Here is a 26,998-nt window from a genome sequence, read left to right as displayed (position 1 = left end):
AATATTAGGAATGAGCGACCTTTACGTTTCTTGGCCAGAGTACCATCGGAAAATTGAGGATTTGGCTGTAAAAATTGAGGAATCTCAGTGGAAATTCGATCGCATTGTCTGTCTGGCGAGGGGAGGGCTGCGGGTTGGAGATACTCTGTCGCGGATTTTCGACAAACCTCTGGCGATTTTAGCTGCCTCGTCCTATGGTGGGGCCGAGGGAAATGTCCGGGGTGCGATCGAGTTTGCCCGCGATTTGACAATGGTGGGCGATAATTTGGGCAGCCGCATTCTCCTGGTTGACGATTTGGCGGATTCGGGAATTAGTTTAGATCAAAGTATCGCTTGGCTGAAGAGTCGCTACGGCGAGGATATTCAGGAAATTCGGACTGCTGTACTCTGGTACAAGGCTTGTTCTGTTACAAAGCCGGATTATTATGTAGATTATTTGGCTGACAATCCTTGGATTCACCAACCTTTTGAAATATACGAAAAGATGAGTGCGGCTGAGTTGGCGGCGCAAGGTGGGAGTTAGCCTATAAAAGGCTAACATCTGGTCAACTTTTAACATTGTTTGGCCGATATTTTGCACTTTTTGGCATAGTCCGTCCGGGGTTGAAACCCCTGTCTCATAGCTAAACTCCTCTCAAAGAAAACTGAAGATTTATTAAGTTTTGGCAGTCTCTTTCAACTCGGAGCTTGCACCATTCTCAATAAGCCTTTTATGGGCGGGCTAGGAGCAACGGCCCACCACAAAATTCACTCTTTGTGGAACAGGCATCTTGCCTGTTCTTGAGAATGGTGCAATATCTCAATTTCAACCAACTTTAGCTATGAGACGGGGAATTAATTCCCCGGCGGGCTTGTGGGTAAGTGCAAGTCTGCTGATACAATTAGCGAACCGAAAGAATGCGATCGCCCAATTCCATACTATCTGCCAAAACTTCCTGCCGCGCCCACCGATCGGCGGCCAAGATATCGTCTAAACCAGGACTTTCACAGTTATCGGTTTGATGTTTGTCGCAGGCCTTCTCAATCAACTTCGGAATATCCAAAAACTGAATCTTCTCCTCCAAAAATAGCGCTACCGCCTGTTCGTTTGCCGCATTCAGCACCGCAGGCATCGAACCGCCCGCACGTCCAGCCGCATAAGCCAACTGCATACAAGGATACTTTTCGTGGTCTGGTTCTCGGAAAGTTAAATCCCCAGCTTTTACCAAATCCAGCCGTTCCCAATCTGTATGAATTCGCTCCGGCCAAGACAAAGCGTAAAGCAGCGGCAAGCGCATATCCGGCCAGCCCAATTGCGCCAAAACCGAGGTATCTTGCAGCTCAATTAACGAGTGAATTATGCTCTGGGGATGGATGACAATATCAATGTCGTCATAATCCATCCCGAACAAGTAATGAGCCTCAATTACTTCTAATCCTTTATTCATCAAAGTAGCAGAATCAATCGTGATTTTCTGCCCCATCGACCAATTCGGATGTTTCAAGGCATCTGCTACTGTTACTGTGGCTAATTTGTCGATCGGCAAATCTCGAAAAGAACCGCCCGAAGCAGTGAGTATAATTCGCCGTAACCCTCCCACAGGTAAGCCTTGCAGACACTGAAAAATTGCCGAATGTTCGGAGTCTGCCGGTAATATTTTAACGCCGTATTTTTCGATTAAGGGGTTGACAACGGGGCCCCCTGCGATTAATGTTTCTTTATTGGCTAAGGCGATATCTTTGCCTGCTTTGATAGCGGCAATTGTTGGCAGCAAACCGGCACAGCCAACTATGCCAGTGACGACGGCTTGAGCGTCACCGTATTGGGCAACTTCGACAACGCCGGACTCGCCAGCAAGTAAAATAGGTTGAGGGTCGAGATCTGCGATCGCCTCCTTCAATTCCAGTAATTTATCTTCGTCGCAAATCGCGACAATCTCCGGTCGAAACTGGCGAATTTGCTGGGCCAGCAACGTTACATTTTGTCCGGCGGTTAACCCGACAATCCGAAATTTATCGGGGTATTGAGCTACAATATCCAGAGTCTGAGTGCCGATCGAGCCTGTGGAGCCGAGAAGAGTTATTGCTTTCACAATTTTTTAAGGTTTTGTGGATTATTCTAATATTACGATTGCGGGGATAAAAATTAGTGGTTAACTATTGCGTGGAAAGCACATTCGATGGAATCATATTTTGAGTGACCACCTAGTGCCAGATTTCATGCAGAATAGGGAAAATTTGGCTGATTCCAGTGAGGACATCAGTGTCTCGATCGCCGAAAATAGAGAGGAAGGTCGATCGCCGCTACCGTCGAGTTTGGTTGGGGCGATCGCTAGTGCTGCGGCAATTTTCTTTTTGTGTAGCAGTTTACGGCACGCTTTATTCCAATCAACTGCTTTCGATTTGGGAATTTTTGACCAAGCCATTTACTTAATCAGCCAAAACCAAACGCCTTTTTCTTCTTTAATGGGGATTCATATTTTGGGCGATCACGCAGCGGTAATCTATTATCCGCTAGCTTGGCTGTACAAAATTTCCCCGGATGTGCATTGGCTGCTGTTGGTACAAGCAGTTGCATTATCCCTGGGGGCTTGGCCTACCTGGAGTTTAGCGCGTTTGGCAGGTTTGAATCCAGAACAATCCCGTGCGATCGCATTGATTTATTTACTCTATCCGGTGGTATTTAACATCAATTTATTTGATTTTCACCCGGAAGTAATCGCTTTACCCGCACTTTTTGCAGCAATTTTGGCGGCGCGTTTAAATAAAATTGTGTGGTTTTGTACCGCTATTCTGTTAATTTTGAGTTGCAAAGCGGTTTTGTCCCTAACCGTTGTTGCTATGGGTTTCTGGCTGTTTTTTTGCGAAAAAAAGCAACGGTACGGGGCGATCGCACTTTTGCTCGGTGCAGCTTGGTTTTTGATAGCTTCCCAGAAAATCATCCCCTTCTTTAGCGGCAGCGAAGTCGCTGGAGTCGGGCGCTACAGCTATTTAGGCAAATCCGTACTAGAAATTATCATCAATCTCCTATTAAAACCACAGTTAGTATTAGGAAAAATCCTTTCCTTCGATACATTCAAATATTTATTTCTCCTCACCTTACCTGTGATTTGGCTGCTATTGCCCTTCTCCGGCAAACTACGCCTACAATATCTAACAGCGCTAATTCCTGCCATCCCTACCCTGCTGATCAATATCCTCTCTGACTTGTCATTTCAACGCAGCTTAGCCTATCAGTATTCAGTGCCTGTAATTCCATTTTTATTTTTAGCAGTAATCGCGAAGGAAGAAACAAGGAACAGGGAAGAAACAAAAGGCAACCAGGAAGAGGATAAAGCAAATAAGCAACAGTTTTTAACATGGATCAATCTGCCACAATTTAAAAACTTCCGAATTTCTCAACTTTGGCAGGGAATTCAATTGCCGAGAATCATGATAATTTGGTCATTACTAATTTTCCTATGTGTCGGCGAATATAAAGATTTTTATCTCTACATAAATCGACTGGATACCTGGCAAGCTACCCGCGAAGCAGTCGCACAAGTTCAACCGCAAAGCAGTATTTTAACAGATAATAGACTGGCCCCTCACTTTACCCACCGCCCAATAGTAAAATTGCTTTCACAAATTTCGCCCCCAACAAATTTAGCTGAATTTCAATACATATTATTAAACCTGCGCCATCCCTGGCCTGATACTGAAAAACTTGGTGCTACTTTAGCAAATAAACTTAAAACTTCTCCCGATTTTAAATTAACTTATCAAAAAAACGAAGTCCTGCTATTTAAACGAAGGGCTGATTAAATCAATAAAATGCTAACTTTCAAATCCCTAAAATCTCATCCAGTATTTTTAATGATTGTCGTGACAACGATAGTCTTATTTGCCGCCAGCAGCGCGCGACACGCTTTGTTTCAGTCAACTGCATTCGACTTAGCAATTTTTGACCAAGCAATTTATTTAATCTCCCAAAACCAAACGCCATTTTCCTCTTTAATGGCAATAAATATTTGGGGCGATCACGCCGCTTTTATTTTCTATCCACTAGCTTTACTTTACAAAATATATCCAGATGTTCACTGGCTTTTTTTAGTGCAAGCTGTTTCCCTAGCTTTAGGCGCTTGGCCGAGTTGGAGTTTGGCACGTCAAGCCGGATTAAATAATAGCATATCTGGGGCGATCGCCTGTATTTACCTCCTCTATCCATTAGTATTTAATGTCAATCTCTTCGACTTCCACCCAGAAGTCATTGCTTTACCAGCACTGCTAGCAGCAATCTTAGCCGCGAGGCTGAATAAAACCTTGTGGTTTTGTACTGCTATTGTATTAGTTTTGAGCTGCAAAGCCGTCCTATCTTTAACTGTGGCTGCGATGGGTTTGTGGCTGTTGTGTTTTGACAAAAAACGTAATTGTGGGTTCATAGCTCTCTTTCTAGGCGCGGGTTGGTTCCTGGTAGTTACTCAGGCAGTTATACCGTATTTTAATCAGGGAAGAGAACACGCGGCAATTGGGCGATATCAATATTTGGGCAACTCAGTTTTTGAAATTGCTATTAATTTAATTGTGAAACCAAATCTAGTTTTAGGGCGTTTATTATCTTTAGAAACTTTGGAATATTTAGCCTTATTGCTATTACCAGTAATTTGGTGGCTGTCCCCGCGTCATCTGTCATCTTTAATTAGCGCTGTGCCGATGTTGGCGATGAATATTCTTTCCGATAGACCCGCTCAGCGGGATTTAATTCATCAATATTCTGTGCCGATATTGCCGTTTTTGTTGGTTGCCGTAATTTCCAGTTTAGCCGCTAGCAATCAGCAAAAAGGAAAGACCATATTTGATAGATTGCCAATTCCTAATTATCCATTGCCTAGAGTCATTGTAATTTGGTCGTTGATTGCTTTCTTAGCTTTAGCGAAATACGGCTATTTTTGGAGTATTTATTTAAATGGACTCGACACTTGGCTAGCTACCCGAGAGGCAATTTCTCTTGTTGAAACCAAAGGCAGTGTTTTAACAAATTTTCAGATTGCTCCGCATTTAGCGCACCGCCCTGTAGTAAGATTAACTCACGCTAACGCGCCGCCTGCAAATCTCGCAGAATTTGATTATGTATTGCTGAACCTCAGATATCCTGGCTGGATGAGCGATCGAGCTTTTGTGGAAAACCTCATAACTAAACTAAAAACCACCCCTCAATTTCAACTAAAATATCAGCGAGACGACATATATCTATTTACTAAGAGTCATTAGTCAGCAGTCACCAGTCATCAGTCATCATTCAACAGTCAACAGTCAACAGTCAACAGTCATCAGTCAACAGTCATCAGTCATCAGTCAACAAATTCGCGCTAATCCTCCACTTTCAAAGCCCTTCTTGCCAACTTCACGTAAGTTTTCACGGTTTCATAAGGCATTTCCAAATCAGCAGCAATATCAAACAAAGATTCTCCCAATTCCCTGCGCCCCAAAATCGTCGCCCAAGTTTCAGCAATCTCAGCAGCGCGACTTCCACCTTTACGCTTTCTGTGCGCCATAAACTTCTTTGTCAATTCATCTATTCGCACCGCCAATACGCTTTGTATTGACACTTCCGGTAGGGCTTCTGTCAACCATTGTGCTCGCGTTTGTCCCAATCCAAAAGTTGTTTTATGGCCTGTGCCGCAGTAAGGCGCTAACCGCCCTAAAGCATAAAATAATTGTACAAAATTAGGGCGATTGTGAGCCGATCGCCCTAGCCCAAATTCCACAGCCCCAGTGAATCCCGTTACCATGCCTTTTTTGCCCGCCGCTACCTTTTGCGACTCCAATTTGTGGCGGCTAATAATTACATTTTCATCAATCCAATTCAAAAACTCTGCTTGGTCAAAATCGGCACCCGAAAAGTTGTTCCAGCGGCGCAAATAGCTGTGAAAAACATTTTCGGGAACTGGCAAAGGGAAGTGATGGCCTTTGCTACGAAAGCTGGTAGGAGTCACAAAACTAAGTTTGATGGTTGGCGAAAGTGGGGGTTCTGCGGTTAATAATTGCTGGTAAGTTGTGGGAGCAAAAGCAATATCCCAAGAGCGAATTAGCAGCGGAGCATTTCGCAACTCTATCTCTTGGGGCAAATTTTGCAGCCACTGACTCAGCCACTGCACTACTCGCTTTGACAGTCCTGTTACGTACCAGCGATAAATTCGATCGCCCAAAAGCTGAAATTCTTTGCCGCCAGGAAGCAAATCACCTTCCAATCCCGAAATAGTAAAGGCTTTTTCTGACTGTTCATCGTGCAAAAGTTGCGATAAATCCGGGTCAGTTTGCTGTACTTGACCTAAAAACCAAGCGTGCAAACCTATAGCATACTGCGCGTACAGATAGCTAGCAGCGCGGGGAGTCAATTCAAACACTAATCCGACTAACTCGGTGTCAGCCGGCCAAATCAGCCCAGAAGGAGGAGATTTTTTGCTGTGGGTGCGGTTCGGGGAAGTTGCCATCAGATGCCGTGCCTCTAGCCGTCACAGAAAGAGCGCCGTGCTATATTATCCGATTTTAATCCCCTTTGGGGGATGATTGTTGAGGGCGATCGATCGCCCAAATCTTTTGGCAGCTCCAAAAACCCGGTCTGCCACAAGTTTCCCGCACCCTCCGGGATAGACAAAAACCACTAAAAAACCAACAACGTAAAACTAAATCTTTGTCAAGGTTTTCTTCCTTGTAACTAAACAGAAATATACCAGTGTTTAAAATCACATTCTGCGCTACAATTGTCAAAAGCTCGTAGCATCCTCAACTCCGATCCTAAACTATGAACACAACAGAAAAATCTAAACTCTCCAACGAAAAAACTTTGGAGGCGATGAAGAATTTCTCCGAAACCTACGCCAAGCGCACCGGAACTTACTTTTGTTCCGAGCCTTCCGTCACGGCTGTCGTGATAGAAGGACTAGCAAAACACAAGGATGAACTAGGCGCTCCCTTATGCCCTTGTCGCCATTACGAAGATAAAGAAGCCGAAGTAAAAGCCGCCTACTGGAACTGTCCCTGCATTCCCATGCGCGAGCGTAAAGAGTGTCACTGTATGTTATTTCTGACGCCAGATAACGATTTCGCTGGAACTAATCAGGAAATAGGAATGGATCAGATTCAAGCTGTCAGAGAGACTATGTAATCGGTTAAGTAGGCGGTCGTGAAATGCGAGTAGTTTTGAAAACAGGTCGTTATTTTTCCTATTTTTAAGACTTAGCTATTAAAAAAAAACCGATCGCCGCCTACTCAAACACACATACGCCATCGAAAATCCCTAATCTCCAATCGCATGACAGAGGAAATTCCGCTCGAATTTTGGCAAGGTATCGAACAGTTTAACAGCCAAGAATTTTACGCTTGTCACGATACTTTAGAGGCTTTGTGGATGGAAGCGGGCGAGCCGGAAAAAAGGTTTTATCAGGGAATATTGCAAATTGCGGTCGCGCTTTATCACTTAGGAAATCACAACTGGCGCGGTGCAGTCATCTTGCTGGGAGAAGGAATAAATCGGCTCAGTTATTATCAGCCCAGTTATGCCGAAATTGCTGTTGAAGACTTGCTCGGACAAAGTGCTAAACTTTTGAGCGCTTTGCAACAAGCTGGCCCGGAAGAAGTAGCTAAATTTCAACCGTTGTTCGCAGGTACAGAAGTTGGCGGTTTGCAATTGCCGCGAATTATCAAAGTACCAAAAAGTTAAATAAATGTTTGTATAGCAATCCTAAATGATTTTCTATATCTAGAGCAATCCTAAATGATTTTCTGTGTGTAAGTATATTGACGTATTTTGGGGAAATCAAATTTATGTTCGTTAGTAAAAAACTCAAACAGAAACTTGACAATCTTAAAAGACCTACATAAATACCAATACTTTCTTAAAAAGTTTTTAGCTTGTAACCAAATATCTTCAACGGGGTTCTGTTGGGGAGCATTGGGAGCAAATAAAATACAAGTAATTGACCAATTAGCAGGTTCTTTGGCAGCATTGAGTTCTAATAAAAAGTCTCTAAATTCTCCATATTTATGATAACTAGCTCCATCCCAAATCAAGATAATCTTGCGATTTTTATATTTATCTTGTAAGTATTTTATGAATTTAACTGTTGATTTTCCATCACCAGATGGATGGCTCTGAACATGGAATTCTTTGCTTTGATAATTGAGTGCGCCAAAATAAGTTTGTCTATCTTTTTCATTGGTAATTGGGACTTCAATTCGGATTTGGGATTGACCCCAAACATAACCAGTCAGATCACCATGAAGTAGATGACATTCATCTAAAAACAATACTATTATTTCCCCAGACTCTATACCAGCCTTGTTTTTAAATAAAATATCGTTAATTTCTTCCGTCTTTTTTTTTACCAGTTCTTTATCAAATTTAGGATTAATTTTTTGAGTTTTTTTCCAACTAATTTTCGCCCGGTCAAAAAGTTCATAGTAACTCTGTTTTGATTTATATATAGCAATCCTAAATGATTTTCTATATCTAGAGCAATCCTAAATGATTTTCTGTGTGTAAGTATATTGACGTATTTTGGGGAAATCAAATTTATGTTCGTTAGTAAAAAACTCAAACAGAAACTTGACAATCTTAAAAGACCTACATAAATACCAATACTTTCTTAAAAAGTTTTTAGCTTGTAACCAAATATCTTCAACGGGGTTCTGTTGGGGAGCATTGGGAGCAAATAAAATACAAGTAATTGACCAATTAGCAGGTTCTTTGGCAGCATTGAGTTCTAATAAAAAGTCTCTAAATTCTCCATATTTATGATAACTAGCTCCATCCCAAATCAAGATAATCTTGCGATTTTTATATTTATCTTGTAAGTATTTTATGAATTTAACTGTTGATTTTCCATCACCAGATGGATGGCTCTGAACATGGAATTCTTTGCTTTGATAATTGAGTGCGCCAAAATAAGTTTGTCTATCTTTTTCATTGGTAATTGGGACTTCAATTCGGATTTGGGATTGACCCCAAACATAACCAGTCAGATCACCATGAAGTAGATGACATTCATCTAAAAACAATACTATTATTTCCCCAGACTCTATACCAGCCTTGTTTTTAAATAAAATATCGTTAATTTCTTCCGTCTTTTTTTTTACCAGTTCTTTATCAAATTTAGGATTAATTTTTTGAGTTTTTTTCCAACTAATTTTCGCCCGGTCAAAAAGTTCATAGTAACTCTGTTTTGATTTATATATCACACCAAATTCTTGTTCTAAATAAGTAACTAGCTCATCTAAATTCCAATATTCTTTATTTCTTAACCACTCGATTACTTCAGTATTTTGTAGAGCTGTTAAATACCCTTTTGACCCTTTATGTCCTAGTTTGATTCCGGCGATACCTTTGGTTTTAAATTGTTTTTTCCAATAACCAATAAAAAAATTACTTACACCTAAAATTTTGCTGATCTCATGGTAGATATTACCTGAGAGCGCCATCCTTACAGCTATTGCTCGTTTTAGTTCTCTGGCATCTATATCGCTTTTAATGAAAGATTCTAAACAATCTATTTCTTTTTGCCTATCTTTTTGTTGCAGTTGTAAGTTATTCATTTTTTTATGGTCACGATCGAGTATTGCATATAATTGTATCACAATCATGATAATGATTTAGGATTGCTATATCACACCAAATTCTTGTTCTAAATAAGTAACTAGCTCATCTAAATTCCAATATTCTTTATTTCTTAACCACTCGATTACTTCAGTATTTTGTAGAGCTGTTAAATACCCTTTTGACCCTTTATGTCCTAGTTTGATTCCGGCGATGCCTTTGGTTTTAAATTGTTTTTTCCAATAACCAATAAAAAAATTACTTACACCTAAAATTTTGCTGATCTCATGGTAGATATTACCTGAGAGCGCCATCCTTACAGCTATTGCTCGTTTTAGTTCTCTGGCATCTATATCGCTTTTAATGAAAGATTCTAAACAATCTATTTCTTTTTGCCTATCTTTTTGTTGCAGTTGTAAGTTATTCATTTTTTTATGGTCACGATCGAGTATTGCATATAATTGTATCACAATCATGATAATGATTTAGGATTGCTATATTAGGGTGTGCAGGAGACTTGGCCTCTACACAGAGGAGGGCTGGCTTTCTTGCCGGCTGCCCAAGTATATTAATTTGCTGTGGAATGAGCCTCTTGCCCGTTCCCGGTTAAGACAGTTGTAGCCACTCAGCAAAATAACCAATTAAATTCGCTGTTGTCTTGCTAGGATAATTGGTTGAGACTCTCGGGTCAATCGATCGACCTCACGGGAATCTTTCTGGCCGTTAAGATAAAATATCTAACTGGAGATAATGCCCTTCAGCAATTTCACAAATATTGAGGCTCCCAGCTTATGATGCCCTCCGCTAAACTACTCAATTCCAGAATATTCAAAGGATTATCGCTGCTGTTGCCCCTGACTCTGGCAGGCGCGATTGCCTCTCCCACTTACCCGCAAGCCGGGCCGCCTCGCACTCTCAGTGTGCGATCGGACATTCAAGAAGCCGACTCCAAAACCGGCATCGTGACGGCCCGCGGCAACGTCCAAATTAACTATCCAGCCCGCCAAATACAAGCAACCGCAGCTCAAGCTCAATACTTCAGCCGCGAGCGCCGGATCATTCTCAGCGGAGATGTTTACGTATTGCAGCAGGGCAACAGCCTGCGCGGCGAAACCATAACATACCTGATCGACGAAGGGCGGTTTATTGCCCTGCCAGACAAGCCAGGACAGGTAGAATCCGTCTATCTGGTTGCCCCGGAACAAGATGCGGCAGCCCAAAATGCAGTTGGCTCCCCACGTCCAACTACAGCCCCCCGGTAACAGTGGATTGCAGCAGCGAAATTTCGCCTCAGCCAAAACATACTACTTGGGATAGATGCGAAATTTCGTCTTTATAAGAGCCACAAACTTGAAAAGGTAAAATTTAAATTAGAGACTTGATCGCACAAAGCCGCAGTCTGAAATTTAGCTTGTAGAGCTTGCCGGGAGCGAAAATGAAAATTGTACTCGAAAATATTCACAAATCCTACGGAAAACGCAATGTAGTTAGTCGCGTCAACCTTTCCGTAGCCCAAGGAGAAATCGTAGGACTGCTAGGCCCCAACGGTGCCGGCAAAACCACCACATTTTACATAGCAACCGGATTAGAAAAACCGAATCAAGGCACCGTTTGGCTAAACGATTTAGACATCACTAAATTGGCGATGCACCAGCGAGCGCATTTGGGAATTGGCTATCTCGCTCAAGAAGCAAGCATTTTCAGGAACATGAGCGTGCGCGACAACATTTTGTTAGTCCTAGAACAAACTCAAGTGCCGCGCTGGGAATGGCGCGATCGAGTAGATTTTCTGTTGCAAGAATTTCGCTTAGAAAAAATAGCATCCAGTTTGGGAATTCAAATCTCAGGGGGAGAAAGGCGGCGGACTGAACTGGCCAGAGCATTAGCCGCGGGGCGAGACGGCCCGATGTTCCTATTTTTAGACGAACCGTTTGCAGGCGTCGATCCGATCGCCGTAGACGAAATTCAAACCATTATTGCTAAATTGCGCGATCGTCAAATCGGCATCCTCATCACAGATCACAACGTCCGAGAAACCCTCGAAATTACCGATCGAGCCTACATCATGCGAGACGGCCAAATTTTAGCCTCCGGGGCTGAAGAAGAACTCTACAGCAACCCTTTAGTGCGGCAGTATTACTTGGGCGACAGCTTCGTGCGATAGTCTTTTGAAGGCATTCGGCAAACGGCAGAATTTTAGATTTTAAATTGAGGAGCAATCGGCGAGAACGCGCAACTATGAAAATAGCAATATCCAATTCTTTGAATCCCACCAACTGGCTGCCGAGAATTTCAGTAATGGACTGGTACATTACCAAAGAACTAATCGGCCCATTTCTCTTTGGCGTCGGACTCTTTACATCCGTCGCCGTCACAGTTGGAGCCTTATTTGAATTAGTCCGCAGAGTAACAGAATCCGGCCTCCCCTACAGCGCCGCCATAGAAATTTTTCTCCTGCAAATTCCCTACTTCGTAGTATTGGCTTTCCCCATGTCAATGCTGCTAGCAACCTTAATGGCCTACAGCCGAATGTCCAGCGACAGCGAACTCATCGCCCTCCGCAGTTGCGGAGTTAGCGTTTACCGATTGATACTGCCCGCAGTGATTATGAGTTTAATTGTTGCCGGCTTCACCTTTGCTTTGCAAGAGTTAGTCGTACCCGCCGCCAGCTACAGAGCTACTCTGACTTTAGACAGAGCCCTGAAGCGAGAAAAACCGATATTTCAAGATAGAAATATTATCTACACAGAATTTCGCAAACCAGAAAAAGGCGGCGACGAAATCCTCGCCCGCTTTTTTTATGCAGAACAATTTGACGGCCAACAAATGAAAGGTTTAACAATTATCGATCGCTCCACCCCAGGCCTCAATCAAATAGTTTCTTCAGAATCCGCTACTTGGAATCCCTCAGAAAATACCTGGGATTTTTTCAACGGAACCGCTTATATAGTAGCTCCTGATGGCTCTTACCGCAATATAGTTAGGTTTCAACACCAGCAATTGCAACTCCCCCGCACGCCCTTAGATTTAGCTGCTAGAGCGCGGGATTTCAAGGAAATGAACATTGCCCAAGCTTTAGAGCGTTTGGATATCATTAAAAACAGCGGCGACGAACCGCAAATTCGCAAATTAAAGGTGCGAATTCAAGAAAAATATGCTTTTCCTTTCGTGTGTATGGTATTTGGTTTAGTGGGAGCAGCTTTGGGAACTCAACCGCGCCGCTCCGGTCGAGGAACGAGTTTTGGTATTAGCGTAGTTGTGATTTTTACTTACTACGTATTTTCTTTCATCACCAGTTCTATGGGCGTGAAAGCTGTTTTGACTCCGATTCTTTCGGCTTGGCTGCCGATAATGTTTGGCTTGGGAATCGGGGGATTGTTGTTGGTGCGGGCAGCCGCCCGGTAAGTTTTACCACTAACATTGGGAATGGGTAATTGGGAACTTGTACAGCGCTTCGACTGCCTTCGGCTTTCTTCCCTTCGGCTAGGCCAGTCCTTCTACTACCCTCAGTAGAACCCAAGTCGAAGGGCAGGAACCGCGTAGCCGAAGTATTGGGAATTGATAATATCGTTTTCGTGGCCGAACTTTCTTCATTTAAGGATTAGAAAAAGTATTGATTTGGCCACCGCCAATGTAGCGTCCCGGAGCCAGGGAGCGGGGTGGAGAAAAAGGTTGAGGTTGAATGGGCTGCCCGCCCTGATTTGTATTTTGGGGAACAACTCCAAAGTTAGGCGGACCCGGCAAATTAAGCTGACTCGGTTGAGCTGGTTGAAATTCAGCATTCGCTGAATTGGGAGAGAATTGAGGGCTAATTATTTTGCTTCCCCCAATCCCACTCGCAAAGGAAGATTGACCGACATTGGCAAGTAGAGGTGTTGGTGAAGGTGTGGCTACTGGAAGTGCCGCAGGTTGAACTTCAGGTGCGAAGCCTGAGCCAGATAAATTAGTTTGGTAGGGATTTTTCGGCAAAGCCACCGTTGGAGCCGCTGCATTAATTTCGGGGAGGCTCGGTACTCGGGAATTTAGCCCAGCCAAGGGTTCAGGGACTGTAGCTGTGGGGTTTAAGAATTCTTGAGATTCCTTACTCACAGTAGTTGTTGGAGCCACAAGTGGGGGAAGTGCTGTGCGAACACTCACAGGATTTGCTCCAGCTTGAGCTTTAGGGGTCGGGGTCGTTGGGAGCAAATTTGTCGCATTTACTTCTGCCGGATCGGAAGCCGGTCGATCGAGCAATTTAGCCGAGTCTGCTGTTTTCTCAGCCTCCGCCACCGTTGCCGAAGTGTTAGCAACGACGTATTTTTTCATAGCTGCTTGCAGCGGACTCAAAGGCAGAGAATTTTCGTTTTGTTTATCTGAATTAGCATCACTCGACGCCTGCGATAAAGTTGCTGTTGCTGTACCCCCAGACTCAGGCTTGATCCTTGTTTTTATCCCGGAAGTCAGTCTGCCACTGCCAGATAAACTCAATGCTGATGTTGCGTTTGAACTTGGCAAACTGGAATTTTGGGGGTTATTGTTTGCGGCCTCGACAGCAGGAGTTGCTAAATTTGGCAAGGGGAAAAATCCGTTGCTTTCTACTCGCTTGGGGGCGGGAGATGGCTGAGGAGTTTCTAAGCCCCGAGCTCGAAGTTCCTCGAATAAACCTTGGCTTTTTACTACTGATGAATTTAACAAGTTCAGTTCAGAAGCACTAGGGCCATTAAACTGATTGACTAGCACTGGTACGCGGTCGATTTCAGCCGCAATGGCGGTATCTTCAGCAGATAGTCCCGATAGCGAAGCTGGAGTGTTTGTGGCTTCTTCTTCTTCGCCATCTATGCTTAACCTTTCTGGGTTTACAGAGACCTCCCAGATAAATAACCCCCCTGCACAGAGCACGGCTAGGGGAGCCCAAACCGCCGGTTGGGTCCAGTGGCGCAACCGCGCTATCAGATAGCGGACAGATGTAGGAAATCGCTTAAAATTTGACATAGTTTTGCTTCCATCCGAGCCTGCGGATTTAAAACTATTTTTCCTAGTCTACCACATCGATGATCTTGATTATTTTTGTTAGGCCGGGGTAAGTACGATCGAGAGCATCTCGGTTTGGCTTTTACTGTGGGTGTGCGATCGTCCGGCTCGCTATATTTAGAGACTTTGCGGTTGGGGACGATCGCACCCAAAAAACGCTTTTTACTTTCTGTAGAGATGCTCCCAGTACGATCGAACTTTTGATTGAAAGTTACGAAAGCTCAATGCAACAGGTGAAAATCCCTAAAGCACTTGTAGAAATATGTCTGGCTTTCCTCAAATCAAGGGGCATAAGATGATAAAATGTCATGGGGTCTGGTCTTGAGCCTGCCGCACCAGTCAGCAGATAGACCTCAAACCAAAATATCACGGTAAAATGTCAAGGTAAAATTGGCAATTGCTGAGAATAAAACCCAAGGAAAATTGAGAGGAAATTAATGAAAAAAGTAGTAGAAGTATTAGCAAATCGGGAACAACTAATAGATCGATCGCTGGAGATTGTGCTGTCGAAAATCTCAGAAGCCATAGCAGAACGCGGACTTTGTACGATCGCCGCAGCGGGCGGAAGCACACCCGAGCCGCTCTACAGAGCGATCGCAGCCCAAGATCTGCCTTGGGACAAAATTCACGTTTTCTGGGGCGACGAACGCTACGTTCCCCCAGAACACCCAGACAGCAATCAAAAAATGGCGCGCCTCGCATGGCTCGATCGAGTGAATATCCCCGCCAGCAACATCCACCCCATGCCCACAGATGCCGGCGACCCCGCAGCCGACGCTGCGGCGCACCAAGCCGAATTACAGCAGTTCTTCAAAGTATCCGAGGGCGAGTTTCCTGCCTTCGACATCATTTTATTAGGCATAGGAGACGACGCCCACACAGCCTCTCTATTTCCCGGCACCGCAGCGTTGGAAGTCCGCGACGCCCTAGTAACTGTCGGCAACAAAGACGGTCAACCCCGCATTACCTTTACAGTCCCCTTAATCAACCAGGCCCGGTGCGTCATCTTCATGGTCGCAGGAGCCAGCAAACAACCCGCCCTTGCTCAAATTTTTGCCCCCGCAGCCGACGAAATGACCTATCCAGCCAGATTCGTTCAACCGAAGGGCGAGCTTTGGTGGCTGCTCGATTCGGCCGCTGGCGCAGCAGTAAAATAGCCGACAGAGCCGCCCATTGCCAACACAGTCAGCATTATCACTAACTCAATCTTGCCCATCACAGCTAACGTCACGGCGTCAGCTCACTTGCTAGTATTAGCGAAGCAATATAAGAATTGTGGCGGTTAAAGCTAAAATTTGACCATATACACGAGTATTTTTATGAGGCTGATTGGAAAATCTGGCCGATAGCAAGGAGAAATCGATGATTGTCTGTCCCAATTGCAATCACCAGAACCCCGACGGGGCCAGCCAGTGCGAGGCTTGCTACACGCCTTTACCTGTTACCGCAAGTTGCTCGAACTGCGGTGCAGCAGTTCAGACAGATGCAGCATTTTGCGGTCAGTGTGGCTTTAACTTGCGTCCGGGTTCCATAGTTCCAGAAGTTGAGGTGACAGTAACGTCCCCCTCGCCTGTAGGCCCCACAGTGGTATCGTCACCGGCGCCGGATTTAGTCCCACCCGATCCCCTGATGGCAATGGAACCTCTAGTTACCCTAAATAAGGGGCTCAACTTGGAAAAAACTCCCGCCAGCATTCCGACGATTCCAGATCCCCCGCCTTCGCCCTCGGTTCCTGTTACAACTGAATCGGTGGCAACACCAGTAAATATCTCTCCTCCGGTTCCCGACCCACAGCCAGCAGGTATAGCTAAAACTCAACTGCAACAGCAGTCGGCCCGCCTGCTACACGTTCAGACAAATACGCCGATGGAATTGCCTCACAGTCTTTCTGTGGTTCACATAGGCAAGCCAAATGACTTAGTGCCGCCGGATATTGATGTTTCGGGATTTGCTAATTCTGAGATAGTTTCTCGGGTACACGCAAATCTCCGGGTGGAGGGAGATGCTTGCTACCTAGAAGATGTAGGCAGTTCCAACGGCACTTACGTCAACAATACTCCGCTACCCAAGGGAAACCGCCACCGGTTGCGACCGGGAGACCGCATCTCTCTGGGCAAAGGAGACCTGGTTACGTTTTTATTTCAAATCTCTTAGATCGAGTTTGGATTGGGCGATCGAAAGTCTAAAATCTAAAATCGCATCTTAAGGCGCTCTACCAAAACTCAATGCTGCCAATGTGATTAAGCTGACCTTGCTACATCCACTCCAGTCCATACCCGTCCGCAGTTGGATCTTTGAAGACGAGCAGGTCGTCCGGATCGGGCGCTCGACTGAAAACCACGTCGTTCTTTTTAGCGCTGTGGTTTCTCGTCGCCACATCGAATTGCGGCGCAGCGGCATAACTTGGGAACTGATCAATTTAGGTACGAACGGCACTTACCTCGATGGTAAGCCGATCGCTAAGGTTCCCATTGTGGACGGTCTGATCGTTCACTTGGCTCGCTCAGGTCCCAAAATTCAAATTAACGTAGGCCCGAATCAGTCCTCAGCCCAGTTAGGACTCCTTAGCGTCCAGGCCAGGGAAGCTAAGGAAATTCACGCTCCCTCGGGCGGCGTGCACATTAGCACGATTCCTGTTCCCGAGCAAAAAGAAGTTGGCACTTCCAGGGAAGAGGAGGAGTTAACCGAGGCAGATAATATTCGCCATTATCCGCAAGAAGAATATTAAATCGGCTTCTTTGAACGATCGACATTTTTCAAAGGCGGCACTCAGGAGTTTATTTATGAGTACATCACCACAGATTGTTAGGCGCAGCGAACTGCTAAACCGCCGCACGATCGACCGCAGAACGGCGGAAGAGGTCGGCAGGGTAGATCGGGTTTGGCTCGATGCTCACTCCCAGCGGGCGATCGGCTTTACTTGCAAGTCGGGACTTTTGGGCAGCAAAAAAACTTGGTTCGCTTGGGCGCAAGTTGATACGGTAGGGGAAAATGTTTTTGTCACCATTAACCCGGAACTGCCGGAATTGCATCAGCCGGAACAAGCTGTTTGTCCGATCGGGCTTGAGGTGCTCACGGACGCTGGGAATCAGGCAGGTGCAGTGGTTGACTACCTATTTGATGTCCGCACGGGTTCAGTCACCCACTACCTATTTAAATCGAGCGGCTGGCGCGGGGTTTTAGACGACATTTACTTGTTACCTGTGGCAGCTATTTCGACCATCGGCAGCAAGCGGGCGATCGTCTCTGAAGCTGCTGTATCCGAGCCAGTGCAGTACGCGGAGGGACTGCACAAAAAAGTCGGTTTGGTAGCAGAGTTTTTACACGAAGATTTCGACAGAACTCTCAAAAATGTGGCAGGCGTGAAGCGGGGCGCTCAAAATCTGGCGGAAAAATTCCAAGATAAAGCTCTCGAAGTCAGGGATGTAGCTCAAGAAAAAGTTGCAGAGTTGAAGCGACAAAGGCAAGAATATGTCCCGCCAGAGCCGAAGCCGGAGCCGCCTGAGTCAGATTTGAGCTGAAGTTTGGCTTTCCCGCTCGCCCTGCGACTAATTGCCTAGCACATTTTGGGGCGGCGCGCGAGGAAGGTCGATCGGTATTTTCCATGTGAGAGATTGAGGCGTTGTCGCTCTAAATTCCAGTGCTACTCAAAGCATTGTATTTTAAAGGTATCGCGTCAATAAGGAAAATGCTAGCAACTCCAAAAGACCTATGCTGTTTGATACAACTCACATCTTGCACCATTCTCAAAAACAGGCAAGATGTCTGTTCCACAAAGAGTGAATTTTCTTGTGGAACAGGCATCTTGCCTGTTCATAAAAGGCTTATTCAGAATGGTGCAACATCTCAGATACAACCAACAAGTATTTTATCTAGAGACCCCAGGATTAATAATAGGTTAACTTCTGTCTCCACAAACAGCGATTCGTCGATCGTTGACTGTCGCCCGATCAAGAACTCGAATCAGCGGTGCAACCAGCGTGGATCTGAGTTAAATGCTCTCGTGGGTCAGCGGAAAAATGGTTATTTGGCACATGGAATGGAGCGACTCAGCCATCGGCGCAATCGCTCCATCCGAGATCTAATTAATCAAGCGGTTGAGACCTCTGTCAATAATTGGGAAGTTCACCCGATTAATAACATCGTGTTTGGTTGTTACCCAGGACACCAAAAATTGGCGCCTGCGCCAAAAGCTAACCATCAAAAGTTTGTTCAAATGCCTCCAGCCGCCAAAAGTTCGACTTTTACGGCAGAGCGAGGGAGTAGTGGCGCACTGACTACGCCTTTAAAAATCAAATTTTTTGCAGTTTTCTCCCAAAAAATCTCTCTGGAAGTATCCCCGTTTCTGTCTGGCGGTGGAGCGTCAAAACATCAGTGATTACCTTAACTCTGTTACATCCTATCCAGTCTGTCCCAGTTCAAAGTTGGTGTTTTGAATCCGAATCGGTGGTTCGGATCGGTCGATCGAACGACAATGATGTAATTATTTACAGCGCTGTAGTTTCCCGCCACCACGTAGAGCTGTGGAATCACGTTAATGGCTGGGAAATTATTAATTTTGGTGCTAACGGCACTTATGTAAATGATAGACCGATCGCTCAGGTGTCAGTTGTGGACGGGATGACAATTCGCTTGGGCAATTCCGGGCCAAAAATCAGGATTCGGGTGGGCGCAACGACTCCACCGGGCAAAATAATCAAGCCACCGCAGCACGAACTCAGCCAAAATCACCCAGCTTCAAAAGACAAGTTAACTGCTTGGCCTGGGGGCGTGGGAATAATCGAAGACGATGAACATGGAGGGCTCACTCAAATCGATCTTGACTGACCGGCAGCTATCTATTGCAGGCTAGTTCAAACAAAGCTCAGAGGCCCAATTCGAGCGTCTAACTAATATTGTGGTAAGTGGCCTGATTTGTGCCTAAATATCCCTATACATTAATTAACAGCTTCTCTATTAGGATTTCACCCTTCTAAAGATAAGATTGGGGGGAGCTCGATCGATGTTACCTCAGTTTCACTGTTTGCCCACCGGCGGTAATCGGAGAGCAACTGGTGCATCAACCGCTGTTTGACGCTCATCAGTACGCTCTTGAGCAAAGCATTGCCTGTTGCTTCTAAAATGGCTTTGGGCGTCAGCCAAAACGGCGGCGGTAACTCTACTTGCACTTGCAAATCCGCTTTTCCCTTCAAGTATGCTACCCCGCTGCTTTGGTGTACACAAAGCTGTCCTTTGAGATTGAGAGCAAAGCGATCGTTGATATAACCCACGCCGCGAATTTCGCAGGCGACGGACTCCAAATTGATTGTGCCGTCCGACTGCGCCCACACCCTCATGTCTACTGTGGGTTGAAGGCTCAGCATCATAAATTGTAACGGTCGCATTTTTAGGCGGAAACAGTCATCGCTTAGCTGTTCTGTGCGACTTTGATCGACAAGGGCGTTTACCAGTCGCCTCGGCTGGCGCAGATAATGTTGAATGGGAACCCGTTCCTCTGGTACGGAGATCTCAACCGATTGGGAAGCATTAAAGCGGATATACATGAGAAGATATCAAAATATAGGATTCCTAAGCATATCTTAATGAAGTATCACCTTTTTTAAGGTGACATAAGTCGCGCACTAAGTCGTGTACCCAGCAATGTCATCCGAGAAATCACGGATAAAAGCTTTCGGGACATCGCTAATTTTTCATCATACTTGCTAGCTGATGAGAGTAAAGCAAACATTTGTAACTTAAAATTGCCTCTAAATGAAAATTTCGTTAGCGAAGCCCTCGAAGAGGATCGCACATCTCGGCCCTGTTGGTACAAATGCAGAAACAGCGGCTCTCGCTTATGTCAATTGGTTGAGCTTGGAAACTAACTTGGAATGCACCTTATGTCCTTATTCCACCATTTCCCAAGCGCTAGAGGCATCTGCCGTAGGGCAGGTTGACTATTCAGTTGTACCCGTCGAAAATTCGATCGAAGGCAGCGTGACTGTCACCTTAGATACACTGTGGCGACTCGATCAACTCCGCATTCAACACGCCTTAGTTTTGCCAATTTCCCACGCCCTGGTGTCTAATGCTAAAAATTTTAACGAGATTCACAAAGTTTACTCTCACCCGCAAGCGCTAGCTCAGTGTCAGGTATGGTTGGGGCAGTTTATTCCCTCAGCTCAATTAATTCCGGCCAATTCAACCACGGAAGCATTGCAATATTTGGAAGATAGAAATGTAGCAGCGATATCTTCACCAAGAGCGGCTGAACTTTACAATTTGCCAGTGTTAGCTCAGCCCATTAATGATTATCCCGATAATTACACTCGCTTTTGGGTACTCAGCAGGAGTGGTGGAGAAATCGGAAACGTAGAACCAGGGGCTCGCTCGTCCATTAAATCCATTACACAATCTGCTCCTGAGTTGATCCTCGATGCTTCACCGTCTAATTGCACCCATACCTCACTAGCTTTTAGCGTACCTGCCAATATGCCGGGAGCACTGGTAAAACCTTTGCAAGTATTTGCCAGTCGCGGTATTAATTTAAGTCGGATTGAATCTAGACCGACTAAAAGATCCCTCGGAGAATATATTTTCTTTATGGACGTTGAAGCTAACGCCTGCCAAGCATTTGTTCTATCGGCACTCGAAGAATTAAAAAATCACACAGAAACTTTAAAAATTTTTGGTTGCTATAGTGTACTGTCCGTAGTATAATTTTCTTTTATGTAGTATACTTTTTAAGTCAAGCTTAGGAGGCTGGTGAGATGAATGCTGATGAACTTCTCAAGCGATACGCAGCCGGAGAAAGAAATTTTCATGAAACAAACTTGAAAGAGGCTTCTTTGCGAGAAGCTTTCCTAATTCATATTAATCTAGCCTGCGCGAATCTCAAAGAAATAAATTTTGCTTTGGCCAACCTAGGGGGGGCAAACTTAATAGGTACCAACCTCAAGAATGCTTGCCTGGTGATGACAAAACTCAATGGGGCTAACCTGAGCCAAGCAGATCTAACTTTCGCAAGATTAACAGGAGCTGACCTGATTGAAGCAAACTTGGAAAACGCCAACTTGAGCGACACCAAAATGATAGGTGTTAATTTGAGCGGAGCTTCCTTGTACGCCGCCAACCTAATGGAAGGAAACCTCATAGATGCTTGCTTGGACCATACAAACCTCGAAAAAGCCAATCTAAGCGAGGCTAAACTGCGGGGAGCGAGTCTGAGAACAGCCAATTTGAAAGGCGCTTTTTTGTGTGAAAGTAACCTTGAGGGCGCCGACTTGAGAGGAGCTGACTTGAGGGGTGCTAATTTGAGCGGGGCATTTTTGTGCGGCGCTAATCTCGAAGGAGCTAAGCGAGATGAGGAAACAATTTTCAGTGGGACAATACATTTTTGCGTCAGACAAGTCTGACATCAGGCAATATATCAGCAGAGAATCCCACAACTAAGGACTAAAAAATATACTATTGACTTGGCTGAAAGTGAAGTCTATTTGCTGCTGTACCTTAGCAAAATGAAGCTGCATCTTGAGGATCTCTTTCTTGGAATTAGCTTGAGCAATCTTACTTTCCAAAGCCAGCAAGTTGCGGTTGAGATTTTCTACTCGCACAGTTTGGTAGTCTAAGTCAATTTTTAGTTCTGCCGCCTGATCGAATTGAACCTGCTGGCGAACCACGGCGAGGCGGACTGAATTCTCATCCTGTGTCTCAAGAGCTAGCAAAGCTCGCTGCTGCCACTGGTTGGCTTGGGATTCAGCTTGATTGTACAGCCACTGAATCCGCAGTTGGGCGGAAATCGCAGTGCCAACAGCCTGACGCAGTTCTTTGAGAGGTTCCTGAATTTCTAAGATTAATAGTTCCCAAAGATTCATCAGTTCGCTGGTAAATTCTTCGCGTTCTACAGAGGCTACCAGTGCTTCTAACAGCAACACATTTGGTTGTATCTGCTGCGTAACTGTCTCAAATATTAACTGGGCTTCGGACATTTGCCGATCGTAATTTTTTTCTGAGACTGCACCGGATGAGTGATCTAATATTTTTTGAGTGCTGTCTACATCCGCTTCTGTATCTGAACTTGAAGTTATAAAGGCCTGTAATTTTTCGCGAGCGATCGAACTTAGTTTTTTTCGGAGCAAATCGCAGGCCGCCCCCTGCACTGGCCCTGTTTCGCTTTGACAAATCTTGATGACTATTTTTAAGCCTGCATCGCCGTAATTCAATGCCTCTGTCAGGGCGGCGATGCGATGTTCGCTGACTGAACTAGACAGCCGGTGTTTGACTCCTGCTAGTCCGCCGAGCACGACACCACCTGTCGGTGGTGGCAGTTGACCGCCTCTAACTGCATCGTATGGTTTCGGTTGGTCGAGATTTTCTAACACAAGCATTTTCTGCTATAAAGAACCTATCCGAACCTGTTTGAAGTTAAGGATTAAACAGCTAGCAGTTCCAAAAAATAATGGAACTGTAAGCCCGCGATCCAAACCCTTAGTTCATCAGTCAATCGAAAATCAAAAATCGAAAATCGAATGATTTGTGTGTAATTCTTTCTTCAAGGGAGGTCAAACCGATCGTACTTTTTTCCTATGCACATTGGCTACTTGAGGGTATCTTTAAGTACAGTCCTCGCTGCCAAGTGATTGCGAGTAGAAGTCAAAATTTCGGTTTCGCGTTCCAATCTCGCAGCAGTATCTTGCAATTCTAAAAGAGTTTGCTGTTCAGTCGCTGCACCGTAAAGATAGCTGGCTACCCAGTAGGACAATTCTGTAGGCAAACTGGGAATGTCTTCGGGCAGGTCGATCGGCTGATCCATTAATTTGCTGGAGAGGCGAACTACATCTCTCAGCAGTTGTTCGACATCTTTTCCCAAAGGTCTGAGGTCTTTTTGGGGCGGTTCGTCTTCAATCCATTCTACGAGACCGACTAAATAGGGTTTTTCCCGAACTGCGTCGAGCACTCGGAACCGCTGCTGTCCGAGAGTCATAATTTTCATGCGGTCGTCGGGTAGGCGCTGACAGTGAATCACTTCGGCGCAACAACCGACGGCGGAGACTTTATTTTGGTTGGGGTCCCACATGAGTACACCAAAACGCCGATCGCCCTCCAGAATCGTATTCATCATGATTCGATAGCGAAACTCGAAGATTTGCAGCGGTAGCGGTCTACCTGGAAATAGAACCACTTCCGGCAACGGAAATAAGGGGAGTTCGCGAACTGCTACAGAGGAAGAGGATGCCATTGTCGCTCAAAAGTGACGGTACTTGCGCTTATTTTTCTTACTTTAACTGATTAAAGGCAATTCCGGGGCAGGAGCGATCGGGCTTTTTCGGTGGCAACGGAAGCGACGGCGAGCTATCTCCGGTGCTGGCAGCTTGACAAAGGCGTTACAGCACTTCCGGATGTTATGAGGTACAGTAGCAGCAATTAGTAAACCAGTTTTTGAGATGTTTCGGATTAATTAAGTCAAGAGCCACAGCAATTATCGTGTCAACCATTTTAGTGCTGGTTGGTGAAAACTGTCGCAATAAAGATTTAAGTTGCGACCACCATAATTCAATCGGATTAAAATCAGGAGAGTATGGGGATAAACATAAAATAGAAGCACCCACCACGGCAATCATCGATGTAATTGAATCTACTTTATGCGCTGGTAAGTTATCCATCACTACTACGGCTCCGGGCCACAATTGTGGCACTAAACATTTCTCGATAAACACCTCAAATGCTTTGCTATCCATCGAGTTGTCCAGGGTCATTAATGCCACTACTTTCGTGAGGCTAATTGCACCAATTACTGTGACTTTCTTGCCTCGATAAAAAGGTTTGACCGCATAGGCTCTAGTTCCTCGTTGCGAACGTGCATGAGTTCTGGTTAAACCTAGCAATACTCCAGTCTCATCTAAAAATACTAGATTTTTTGGCTCGATATCCTTGACTTTTTCCCAATAGTCTAACCTTAACTTCATCACTCTTTCTGTGCCTGCTTGGCTACTCCTGACTGTTTTTTTTTACGATTTAATCCCAACTTCTGTAAGGCGCTACACATGGCTGTTCTGCCTACCCAATTTCCTGTTTTTTGGGCGAACAACTCACACAATTCTACCAAAGTTGCATCGGGATGTGTGACCACTATTTCTCTTAACTCTTGTGACGCATTATTCAAATGACTGAATCTGGGTTTACCCCTCGGTTTAGGCTGTAAATTCCCCTCTATTTTTTGTTGCTTGACAAGTTTTTGAACTAAGCTTTTACTGCAGGCAAATATTTCTGCTGTTTTTCTGATCGACAGCTTCTGCTCGACATGGGCTGCTACTATTTTGGATCGCAAATCTACTGAGTATGCTTTCATTGGTATATTATTTTTAGTCGATTCTATTGTACCTCATAACATCCGGAAGTGCTGTATTTCGTCAAAATGTTAAATATACCTTTTTGGTAAACTAAGTGAGTCCAAAGGCGATGATAGCGACTGCTAAAGGAGCGTTTTTGTAGTGAGCGCGCCTTAATTAAGAATAATTATTTAAGTTCGTGTCGGAGCAGAAATTATTGCTGATTATTAACTAATAACTAATACCTAATAACTAATGACTAGGAAAATTTCAACAAAAAGAAGGAACAATTTATTTAATCTTTGTTCCTTCTTTCCGAGTTTTCGAGAAGTCAATCTACAGCTTGACTTCGATATCTACGCCTGCTGGCAAATCCAGTTTCATCAAAGCGTCAATTGTTTTGGCCGATGGCTGGTGAATGTCGATAATCCGGCGGTGCGTGCGGGTTTCAAAGTGTTCGCGAGAATCTTTGTCTACGTGGGGCGATCGCAGCAAGCAGTAAATCCGCCGTTTTGTCGGTAGGGGAATCGGGCCGATCGCTGTGGCTGCTGTCCGATTTGCTGTATCTACAATCTTTTCGCAGGATGCGTCTAGAATTCGGCGATCGAAAGCTTTGAGGCGAATGCGAATTTTTTGTTGTTGAATTGTTGCCATTTTTGTTTCTTGAATTTTCGAGGTTCAGTTTATTTTTAGTCATTAGTCATCAGTCATCAGTCATTTGTTATTTGTTATTTGTTATTGAACATTTAACCCATAACTACTAACAACTGGCCACTAACCTATAACTACTCACTACTCACTAAATAGCAGAAAAGCCTATTGACATTTGGCGGCTTTTCTGCTATTTAGGCTGTTATCGGATTCCTACTTGAGGATTTTGGAAACAACGCCGGCGCCGACGGTGCGGCCGCCTTCGCGGATAGCGAAGCGCATTCCTTGTTCGATCGCGATCGGGTGAATCAGCTCAACAGTCATTTTGATCCGGTCACCGGGCATCACCATTTCTGCTTCAGTACCGTCATCAGCGGTGAACTGTGCGATCGTGCCGGTCACGTCAGTGGTACGGACGTAGAATTGAGGGCGATATCCAGAGAAAAAGGGCGTGTGCCGGCCGCCTTCTTCCTTCTTGAGGATGTACACTTCAGATTCAAACTGAGTGTGAGGCAGGATGCTTTTCGGCTTAGCAATCACCATTCCGCGTTCAATATCCGCCTTTAAAATCCCCCGCAGCAGTAGGCCCACGTTATCGCCGGCCAAACCTTCCTCCAGAGACTTGGTGAACATTTCCACACCAGTCACCGTAGTGCTGCGAGTGTCCTTAAGACCCACCAATTCGACTGTTTCGCCGACTTTGATGGTTCCGCGCTCAATCCGGCCTGTGGCGACAGTACCCCGACCAGTAATCGAGAATACGTCTTCAACTGCCATCAAGAAAGGCTTGTCAACTTCGCGCTCTGGGGTGGGGATGTAAGCATCTACTTCTTCCATCAGCTTGTAAATTTTGTCAACCCACTCATTTTCGCCCTTTACAGTCTTGGGATTAGCAAGCATCGCTTCGAGAGCTTTCAATCCCGAACCTGTGACGATGGGGATGTCATCGCCCGGAAAATCGTAAGAGCTCAAAAGTTCGCGAACTTCCAGTTCTACCAATTCCAACAGTTCAGCATCATCCACCATGTCTTCTTTGTTCAAGAAGACAACTAGGCTGGGAACGCCAACTTGCTTTGCCAGCAGGATGTGTTCGCGAGTTTGAGGCATGGGGCCGTCTGCTGCTGACACTACTAGAATGCCGCCGTCCATTTGAGCTGCACCGGTGATCATGTTTTTCACATAGTCAGCGTGTCCGGGGCAATCTACGTGGGCATAGTGCCGACCTGTGGTTTCGTATTCCACGTGAGCAGTATTAATCGTAATACCCCGTGCTTTTTCTTCTGGCGCAGCGTCGATGTCGGCGTAGTTCTTAGCCTTTGCTTGACCTAGTGCAGAGAGAGTCATCGTAATCGCGGCGGTCAAAGTTGTTTTGCCGTGGTCAACGTGACCGATCGTGCCGATGTTTACGTGGGGTTTATTCCGTTCAAATTTTGCGCGTGCCATTCTCGATTTGTTCCTTGTTTCTTTTAGCGATTTT

31 protein-coding genes are annotated in these 26,998 nt (G+C 45.1%); 17 read left to right on the top strand and 14 right to left on the bottom strand.

Annotated features, from left to right (window positions below):
- Positions 1-10 precede the first annotated feature (10 nt).
- Positions 11-523 carry a phosphoribosyltransferase gene (locus D0A37_RS12610; RefSeq protein WP_242724632.1) on the top strand — a complete coding sequence of 171 codons (513 nt, stop codon included), beginning with the start codon at positions 11-13 and terminating at the stop codon, positions 521-523.
- A 358-nt stretch (positions 524-881) separates the two neighbouring features.
- Here the strand turns inward: D0A37_RS12610 and dxr are convergent, their stop codons facing one another.
- A complete protein-coding gene (gene dxr / locus D0A37_RS12605) occupies positions 882-2,072 on the bottom strand; it encodes a 1-deoxy-D-xylulose-5-phosphate reductoisomerase (protein WP_242724630.1) in 1,191 nt (396 codons plus the stop codon).
- Positions 2,073-2,199: 127 nt separating this feature from the next.
- On the opposite strand from dxr, the gene D0A37_RS12600 reads away from it, so the two are divergent.
- Together D0A37_RS12600 and D0A37_RS12595 are read left to right on the top strand one after the other, a co-directional pair.
- The gene (locus tag D0A37_RS12600) at positions 2,200-3,783 is read left to right on the top strand and encodes a DUF2079 domain-containing protein (protein WP_242724628.1); all 1,584 of its coding nucleotides are present in this window, start codon (positions 2,200-2,202) and stop codon (positions 3,781-3,783) included.
- Between the two features lie 9 nt (positions 3,784-3,792).
- Entirely contained in the window at positions 3,793-5,229 is a 1,437-nt protein-coding gene (locus D0A37_RS12595) for a DUF2079 domain-containing protein (RefSeq protein ID WP_242724626.1), read from the top strand.
- A 98-nt stretch (positions 5,230-5,327) separates the two neighbouring features.
- On the opposite strand, the gene cas6 is transcribed toward D0A37_RS12595, so the two are convergent.
- Entirely contained in the window at positions 5,328-6,452 is a 1,125-nt protein-coding gene (gene cas6 / locus D0A37_RS12590; RefSeq protein WP_242724624.1) for a CRISPR-associated endoribonuclease Cas6, read from the bottom strand.
- A gap of 311 nt (positions 6,453-6,763) precedes the next feature.
- Here cas6 and D0A37_RS12585 point away from each other — a divergent pair, with 311 nt between their 5' ends.
- Together D0A37_RS12585 and D0A37_RS12580 are read left to right on the top strand one after the other, a co-directional pair.
- Positions 6,764-7,126: a ferredoxin-thioredoxin reductase catalytic domain-containing protein gene (locus D0A37_RS12585; protein WP_194012549.1), complete on the top strand. Its 363-nt coding sequence runs from the start codon at positions 6,764-6,766 to the stop codon at positions 7,124-7,126.
- A 147-nt stretch (positions 7,127-7,273) separates the two neighbouring features.
- Positions 7,274-7,681, top strand: coding sequence for a DUF309 domain-containing protein (locus D0A37_RS12580; protein ID WP_242724622.1), 408 nt, complete (start codon positions 7,274-7,276; stop codon positions 7,679-7,681).
- Between the two features lie 50 nt (positions 7,682-7,731).
- Here the strand turns inward: D0A37_RS12580 and D0A37_RS12575 are convergent, their stop codons facing one another.
- The 3 genes from D0A37_RS12575 to D0A37_RS12565 form a co-directional block, all read right to left on the bottom strand.
- Positions 7,732-8,397: an IS630 family transposase gene (locus D0A37_RS12575; protein WP_242725509.1), complete on the bottom strand. Its 666-nt coding sequence runs from the start codon at positions 8,395-8,397 to the stop codon at positions 7,732-7,734.
- Positions 8,398-8,481: 84 nt separating this feature from the next.
- Positions 8,482-9,552: an IS630 family transposase gene (locus D0A37_RS12570; RefSeq protein ID WP_242717882.1), complete on the bottom strand. Its 1,071-nt coding sequence runs from the start codon at positions 9,550-9,552 to the stop codon at positions 8,482-8,484.
- 66 nt (positions 9,553-9,618) lie between these two features.
- On the bottom strand, positions 9,619-9,981 hold the full coding sequence (locus D0A37_RS12565; RefSeq protein ID WP_242724620.1) for a helix-turn-helix domain-containing protein: 363 nt from the start codon (positions 9,979-9,981) through the stop codon (positions 9,619-9,621).
- 363 nt (positions 9,982-10,344) lie between these two features.
- Here D0A37_RS12565 and D0A37_RS12560 point away from each other — a divergent pair, with 363 nt between their 5' ends.
- The 3 genes from D0A37_RS12560 (at position 10,345) to D0A37_RS12550 (ending at position 12,958) form a co-directional block, all read left to right on the top strand.
- Positions 10,345-10,815: an LptA/OstA family protein gene (locus D0A37_RS12560; RefSeq protein WP_242724619.1), complete on the top strand. Its 471-nt coding sequence runs from the start codon at positions 10,345-10,347 to the stop codon at positions 10,813-10,815.
- A gap of 173 nt (positions 10,816-10,988) precedes the next feature.
- Positions 10,989-11,717 (top strand): LPS export ABC transporter ATP-binding protein, encoded by a 729-nt coding sequence (gene lptB, locus D0A37_RS12555; RefSeq protein WP_242724618.1) that lies wholly within the window; start codon positions 10,989-10,991, stop codon positions 11,715-11,717.
- A 74-nt stretch (positions 11,718-11,791) separates the two neighbouring features.
- Positions 11,792-12,958: an LptF/LptG family permease gene (locus tag D0A37_RS12550; protein WP_242724617.1), complete on the top strand. Its 1,167-nt coding sequence runs from the start codon at positions 11,792-11,794 to the stop codon at positions 12,956-12,958.
- Between the two features lie 189 nt (positions 12,959-13,147).
- Here the strand turns inward: D0A37_RS12550 and D0A37_RS12545 are convergent, their stop codons facing one another.
- On the bottom strand, positions 13,148-14,524 hold the full coding sequence (locus D0A37_RS12545; RefSeq protein ID WP_242724616.1) for a hypothetical protein: 1,377 nt from the start codon (positions 14,522-14,524) through the stop codon (positions 13,148-13,150).
- A gap of 75 nt (positions 14,525-14,599) precedes the next feature.
- Here D0A37_RS12545 and D0A37_RS12540 point away from each other — a divergent pair, with 75 nt between their 5' ends.
- The 5 genes from D0A37_RS12540 to D0A37_RS12520 all read left to right on the top strand — a co-directional run bounded on the left by D0A37_RS12540 (position 14,600) and on the right by D0A37_RS12520 (position 18,084).
- Entirely contained in the window at positions 14,600-14,767 is a 168-nt protein-coding gene (locus D0A37_RS12540; protein WP_242724615.1) for a hypothetical protein, read from the top strand.
- A 233-nt stretch (positions 14,768-15,000) separates the two neighbouring features.
- Complete coding sequence (pgl, locus tag D0A37_RS12535; protein ID WP_242724613.1) at positions 15,001-15,720, top strand: 6-phosphogluconolactonase; 720 nt, start codon at positions 15,001-15,003, stop codon at positions 15,718-15,720.
- Between the two features lie 205 nt (positions 15,721-15,925).
- Positions 15,926-16,717 carry a double zinc ribbon and FHA domain-containing protein gene (locus D0A37_RS12530; protein WP_242724611.1) on the top strand — a complete coding sequence of 264 codons (792 nt, stop codon included), beginning with the start codon at positions 15,926-15,928 and terminating at the stop codon, positions 16,715-16,717.
- Between the two features lie 97 nt (positions 16,718-16,814).
- A complete protein-coding gene (locus tag D0A37_RS12525) occupies positions 16,815-17,291 on the top strand; it encodes an FHA domain-containing protein (protein WP_445242525.1) in 477 nt (158 codons plus the stop codon).
- A gap of 55 nt (positions 17,292-17,346) precedes the next feature.
- On the top strand, positions 17,347-18,084 hold the full coding sequence (locus tag D0A37_RS12520; protein ID WP_242724607.1) for a PRC-barrel domain-containing protein: 738 nt from the start codon (positions 17,347-17,349) through the stop codon (positions 18,082-18,084).
- 109 nt (positions 18,085-18,193) lie between these two features.
- Here D0A37_RS12520 and D0A37_RS12515 read toward each other — a convergent pair whose 3' ends face one another.
- The gene (locus tag D0A37_RS12515) at positions 18,194-18,367 is read right to left on the bottom strand and encodes a hypothetical protein (protein WP_242724606.1); all 174 of its coding nucleotides are present in this window, start codon (positions 18,365-18,367) and stop codon (positions 18,194-18,196) included.
- Position 18,368: 1 nt separating this feature from the next.
- On the opposite strand from D0A37_RS12515, the gene D0A37_RS12510 reads away from it, so the two are divergent.
- Together D0A37_RS12510 and D0A37_RS12505 are read left to right on the top strand one after the other, a co-directional pair.
- The gene (locus D0A37_RS12510; RefSeq protein ID WP_242724605.1) at positions 18,369-18,941 is read left to right on the top strand and encodes a hypothetical protein; all 573 of its coding nucleotides are present in this window, start codon (positions 18,369-18,371) and stop codon (positions 18,939-18,941) included.
- Positions 18,938-19,390 (top strand): FHA domain-containing protein, encoded by a 453-nt coding sequence (locus D0A37_RS12505; protein WP_242724604.1) that lies wholly within the window; start codon positions 18,938-18,940, stop codon positions 19,388-19,390. Before D0A37_RS12510 ends, D0A37_RS12505 begins: the two co-directional genes overlap by 4 nt.
- 137 nt (positions 19,391-19,527) lie before the next feature.
- On the opposite strand, the gene D0A37_RS12500 is transcribed toward D0A37_RS12505, so the two are convergent.
- Positions 19,528-20,106 carry a DUF1997 domain-containing protein gene (locus D0A37_RS12500; protein WP_242724603.1) on the bottom strand — a complete coding sequence of 193 codons (579 nt, stop codon included), beginning with the start codon at positions 20,104-20,106 and terminating at the stop codon, positions 19,528-19,530.
- A 208-nt stretch (positions 20,107-20,314) separates the two neighbouring features.
- Here D0A37_RS12500 and pheA point away from each other — a divergent pair, with 208 nt between their 5' ends.
- Complete coding sequence (gene pheA / locus D0A37_RS12495; protein WP_242724602.1) at positions 20,315-21,262, top strand: prephenate dehydratase; 948 nt, start codon at positions 20,315-20,317, stop codon at positions 21,260-21,262.
- 50 nt (positions 21,263-21,312) lie between these two features.
- On the top strand, positions 21,313-21,957 hold the full coding sequence (locus D0A37_RS12490) for a pentapeptide repeat-containing protein (protein WP_242724600.1): 645 nt from the start codon (positions 21,313-21,315) through the stop codon (positions 21,955-21,957).
- Between the two features lie 33 nt (positions 21,958-21,990).
- Here D0A37_RS12490 and D0A37_RS12485 read toward each other — a convergent pair whose 3' ends face one another.
- From D0A37_RS12485 to tuf, 6 genes are all read right to left on the bottom strand, one after another.
- Positions 21,991-22,929: a PspA/IM30 family protein gene (locus tag D0A37_RS12485; protein ID WP_242724598.1), complete on the bottom strand. Its 939-nt coding sequence runs from the start codon at positions 22,927-22,929 to the stop codon at positions 21,991-21,993.
- A gap of 209 nt (positions 22,930-23,138) precedes the next feature.
- The gene (locus D0A37_RS12480; RefSeq protein WP_006632192.1) at positions 23,139-23,780 is read right to left on the bottom strand and encodes an LON peptidase substrate-binding domain-containing protein; all 642 of its coding nucleotides are present in this window, start codon (positions 23,778-23,780) and stop codon (positions 23,139-23,141) included.
- Between the two features lie 163 nt (positions 23,781-23,943).
- A complete protein-coding gene (locus tag D0A37_RS12475; RefSeq protein WP_242715923.1) occupies positions 23,944-24,507 on the bottom strand; it encodes an IS630 family transposase in 564 nt (187 codons plus the stop codon).
- Complete coding sequence (locus tag D0A37_RS12470; RefSeq protein ID WP_242715925.1) at positions 24,507-24,890, bottom strand: helix-turn-helix domain-containing protein; 384 nt, start codon at positions 24,888-24,890, stop codon at positions 24,507-24,509. The genes D0A37_RS12475 and D0A37_RS12470 overlap by 1 nt, the downstream gene beginning before the upstream one ends.
- 316 nt (positions 24,891-25,206) lie before the next feature.
- Complete coding sequence (rpsJ, locus tag D0A37_RS12465) at positions 25,207-25,524, bottom strand: 30S ribosomal protein S10 (RefSeq protein ID WP_006632193.1); 318 nt, start codon at positions 25,522-25,524, stop codon at positions 25,207-25,209.
- A gap of 210 nt (positions 25,525-25,734) precedes the next feature.
- Positions 25,735-26,964, bottom strand: a complete 1,230-nt coding sequence (gene tuf, locus D0A37_RS12460) for an elongation factor Tu (RefSeq protein ID WP_242724596.1) — start codon at positions 26,962-26,964, stop codon at positions 25,735-25,737.
- Positions 26,965-26,998: the final 34 nt, after the last annotated feature.

It is taken from the genome of Microcoleus vaginatus HSN003 (assembly GCF_022701255.1).
GTDB classification, from domain to species: Bacteria; Cyanobacteriota; Cyanobacteriia; order Cyanobacteriales; family Microcoleaceae; genus Microcoleus; species Microcoleus vaginatus_B.
The sequence above is the reverse complement of the archived record's forward strand: the minus strand, read 5'-3'. Positions and strand labels throughout refer to the sequence as shown.

Bases quoted from the DNA above. Each gene is read 5' to 3' on its own strand.
- D0A37_RS12530 (WP_242724611.1), top strand. From the start codon at position 15,926: ATGATTGTCTGTCCCAATTGCAATCACCAGAACCCCGACGGGGCCAGC.
- pheA (WP_242724602.1), top strand. From the start codon at position 20,315: ATGAAAATTTCGTTAGCGAAGCCCTCGAAGAGGATCGCACATCTCGGC.
- D0A37_RS12610 (WP_242724632.1), top strand. From the start codon at position 11: ATGAGCGACCTTTACGTTTCTTGGCCAGAGTACCATCGGAAAATTGAG.
- D0A37_RS12520 (WP_242724607.1), top strand. From the start codon at position 17,347: ATGAGTACATCACCACAGATTGTTAGGCGCAGCGAACTGCTAAACCGC.
- D0A37_RS12475 (WP_242715923.1), bottom strand. From the start codon at position 24,507: ATGAAGTTAAGGTTAGACTATTGGGAAAAAGTCAAGGATATCGAGCCA.
- D0A37_RS12585 (WP_194012549.1), top strand. From the start codon at position 6,764: ATGAACACAACAGAAAAATCTAAACTCTCCAACGAAAAAACTTTGGAG.
- D0A37_RS12500 (WP_242724603.1), bottom strand. From the start codon at position 20,106: ATGTATATCCGCTTTAATGCTTCCCAATCGGTTGAGATCTCCGTACCA.
- D0A37_RS12545 (WP_242724616.1), bottom strand. From the start codon at position 14,524: ATGTCAAATTTTAAGCGATTTCCTACATCTGTCCGCTATCTGATAGCG.
- D0A37_RS12485 (WP_242724598.1), bottom strand. From the start codon at position 22,929: ATGCTTGTGTTAGAAAATCTCGACCAACCGAAACCATACGATGCAGTT.
- tuf (WP_242724596.1), bottom strand. From the start codon at position 26,964: ATGGCACGCGCAAAATTTGAACGGAATAAACCCCACGTAAACATCGGC.
- D0A37_RS12550 (WP_242724617.1), top strand. From the start codon at position 11,792: ATGAAAATAGCAATATCCAATTCTTTGAATCCCACCAACTGGCTGCCG.
- rpsJ (WP_006632193.1), bottom strand. From the start codon at position 25,524: ATGGCAACAATTCAACAACAAAAAATTCGCATTCGCCTCAAAGCTTTC.
- pgl (WP_242724613.1), top strand. From the start codon at position 15,001: ATGAAAAAAGTAGTAGAAGTATTAGCAAATCGGGAACAACTAATAGAT.
- D0A37_RS12595 (WP_242724626.1), top strand. From the start codon at position 3,793: ATGCTAACTTTCAAATCCCTAAAATCTCATCCAGTATTTTTAATGATT.
- D0A37_RS12580 (WP_242724622.1), top strand. From the start codon at position 7,274: ATGACAGAGGAAATTCCGCTCGAATTTTGGCAAGGTATCGAACAGTTT.
- D0A37_RS12470 (WP_242715925.1), bottom strand. From the start codon at position 24,890: ATGAAAGCATACTCAGTAGATTTGCGATCCAAAATAGTAGCAGCCCAT.
- D0A37_RS12515 (WP_242724606.1), bottom strand. From the start codon at position 18,367: ATGCCTGTTCCACAAGAAAATTCACTCTTTGTGGAACAGACATCTTGC.
- D0A37_RS12560 (WP_242724619.1), top strand. From the start codon at position 10,345: ATGATGCCCTCCGCTAAACTACTCAATTCCAGAATATTCAAAGGATTA.
- D0A37_RS12570 (WP_242717882.1), bottom strand. From the start codon at position 9,552: ATGAATAACTTACAACTGCAACAAAAAGATAGGCAAAAAGAAATAGAT.
- D0A37_RS12480 (WP_006632192.1), bottom strand. From the start codon at position 23,780: ATGGCATCCTCTTCCTCTGTAGCAGTTCGCGAACTCCCCTTATTTCCG.
- lptB (WP_242724618.1), top strand. From the start codon at position 10,989: ATGAAAATTGTACTCGAAAATATTCACAAATCCTACGGAAAACGCAAT.
- D0A37_RS12490 (WP_242724600.1), top strand. From the start codon at position 21,313: ATGAATGCTGATGAACTTCTCAAGCGATACGCAGCCGGAGAAAGAAAT.
- cas6 (WP_242724624.1), bottom strand. From the start codon at position 6,452: ATGGCAACTTCCCCGAACCGCACCCACAGCAAAAAATCTCCTCCTTCT.
- D0A37_RS12565 (WP_242724620.1), bottom strand. From the start codon at position 9,981: ATGAATAACTTACAACTGCAACAAAAAGATAGGCAAAAAGAAATAGAT.
- D0A37_RS12600 (WP_242724628.1), top strand. From the start codon at position 2,200: ATGCAGAATAGGGAAAATTTGGCTGATTCCAGTGAGGACATCAGTGTC.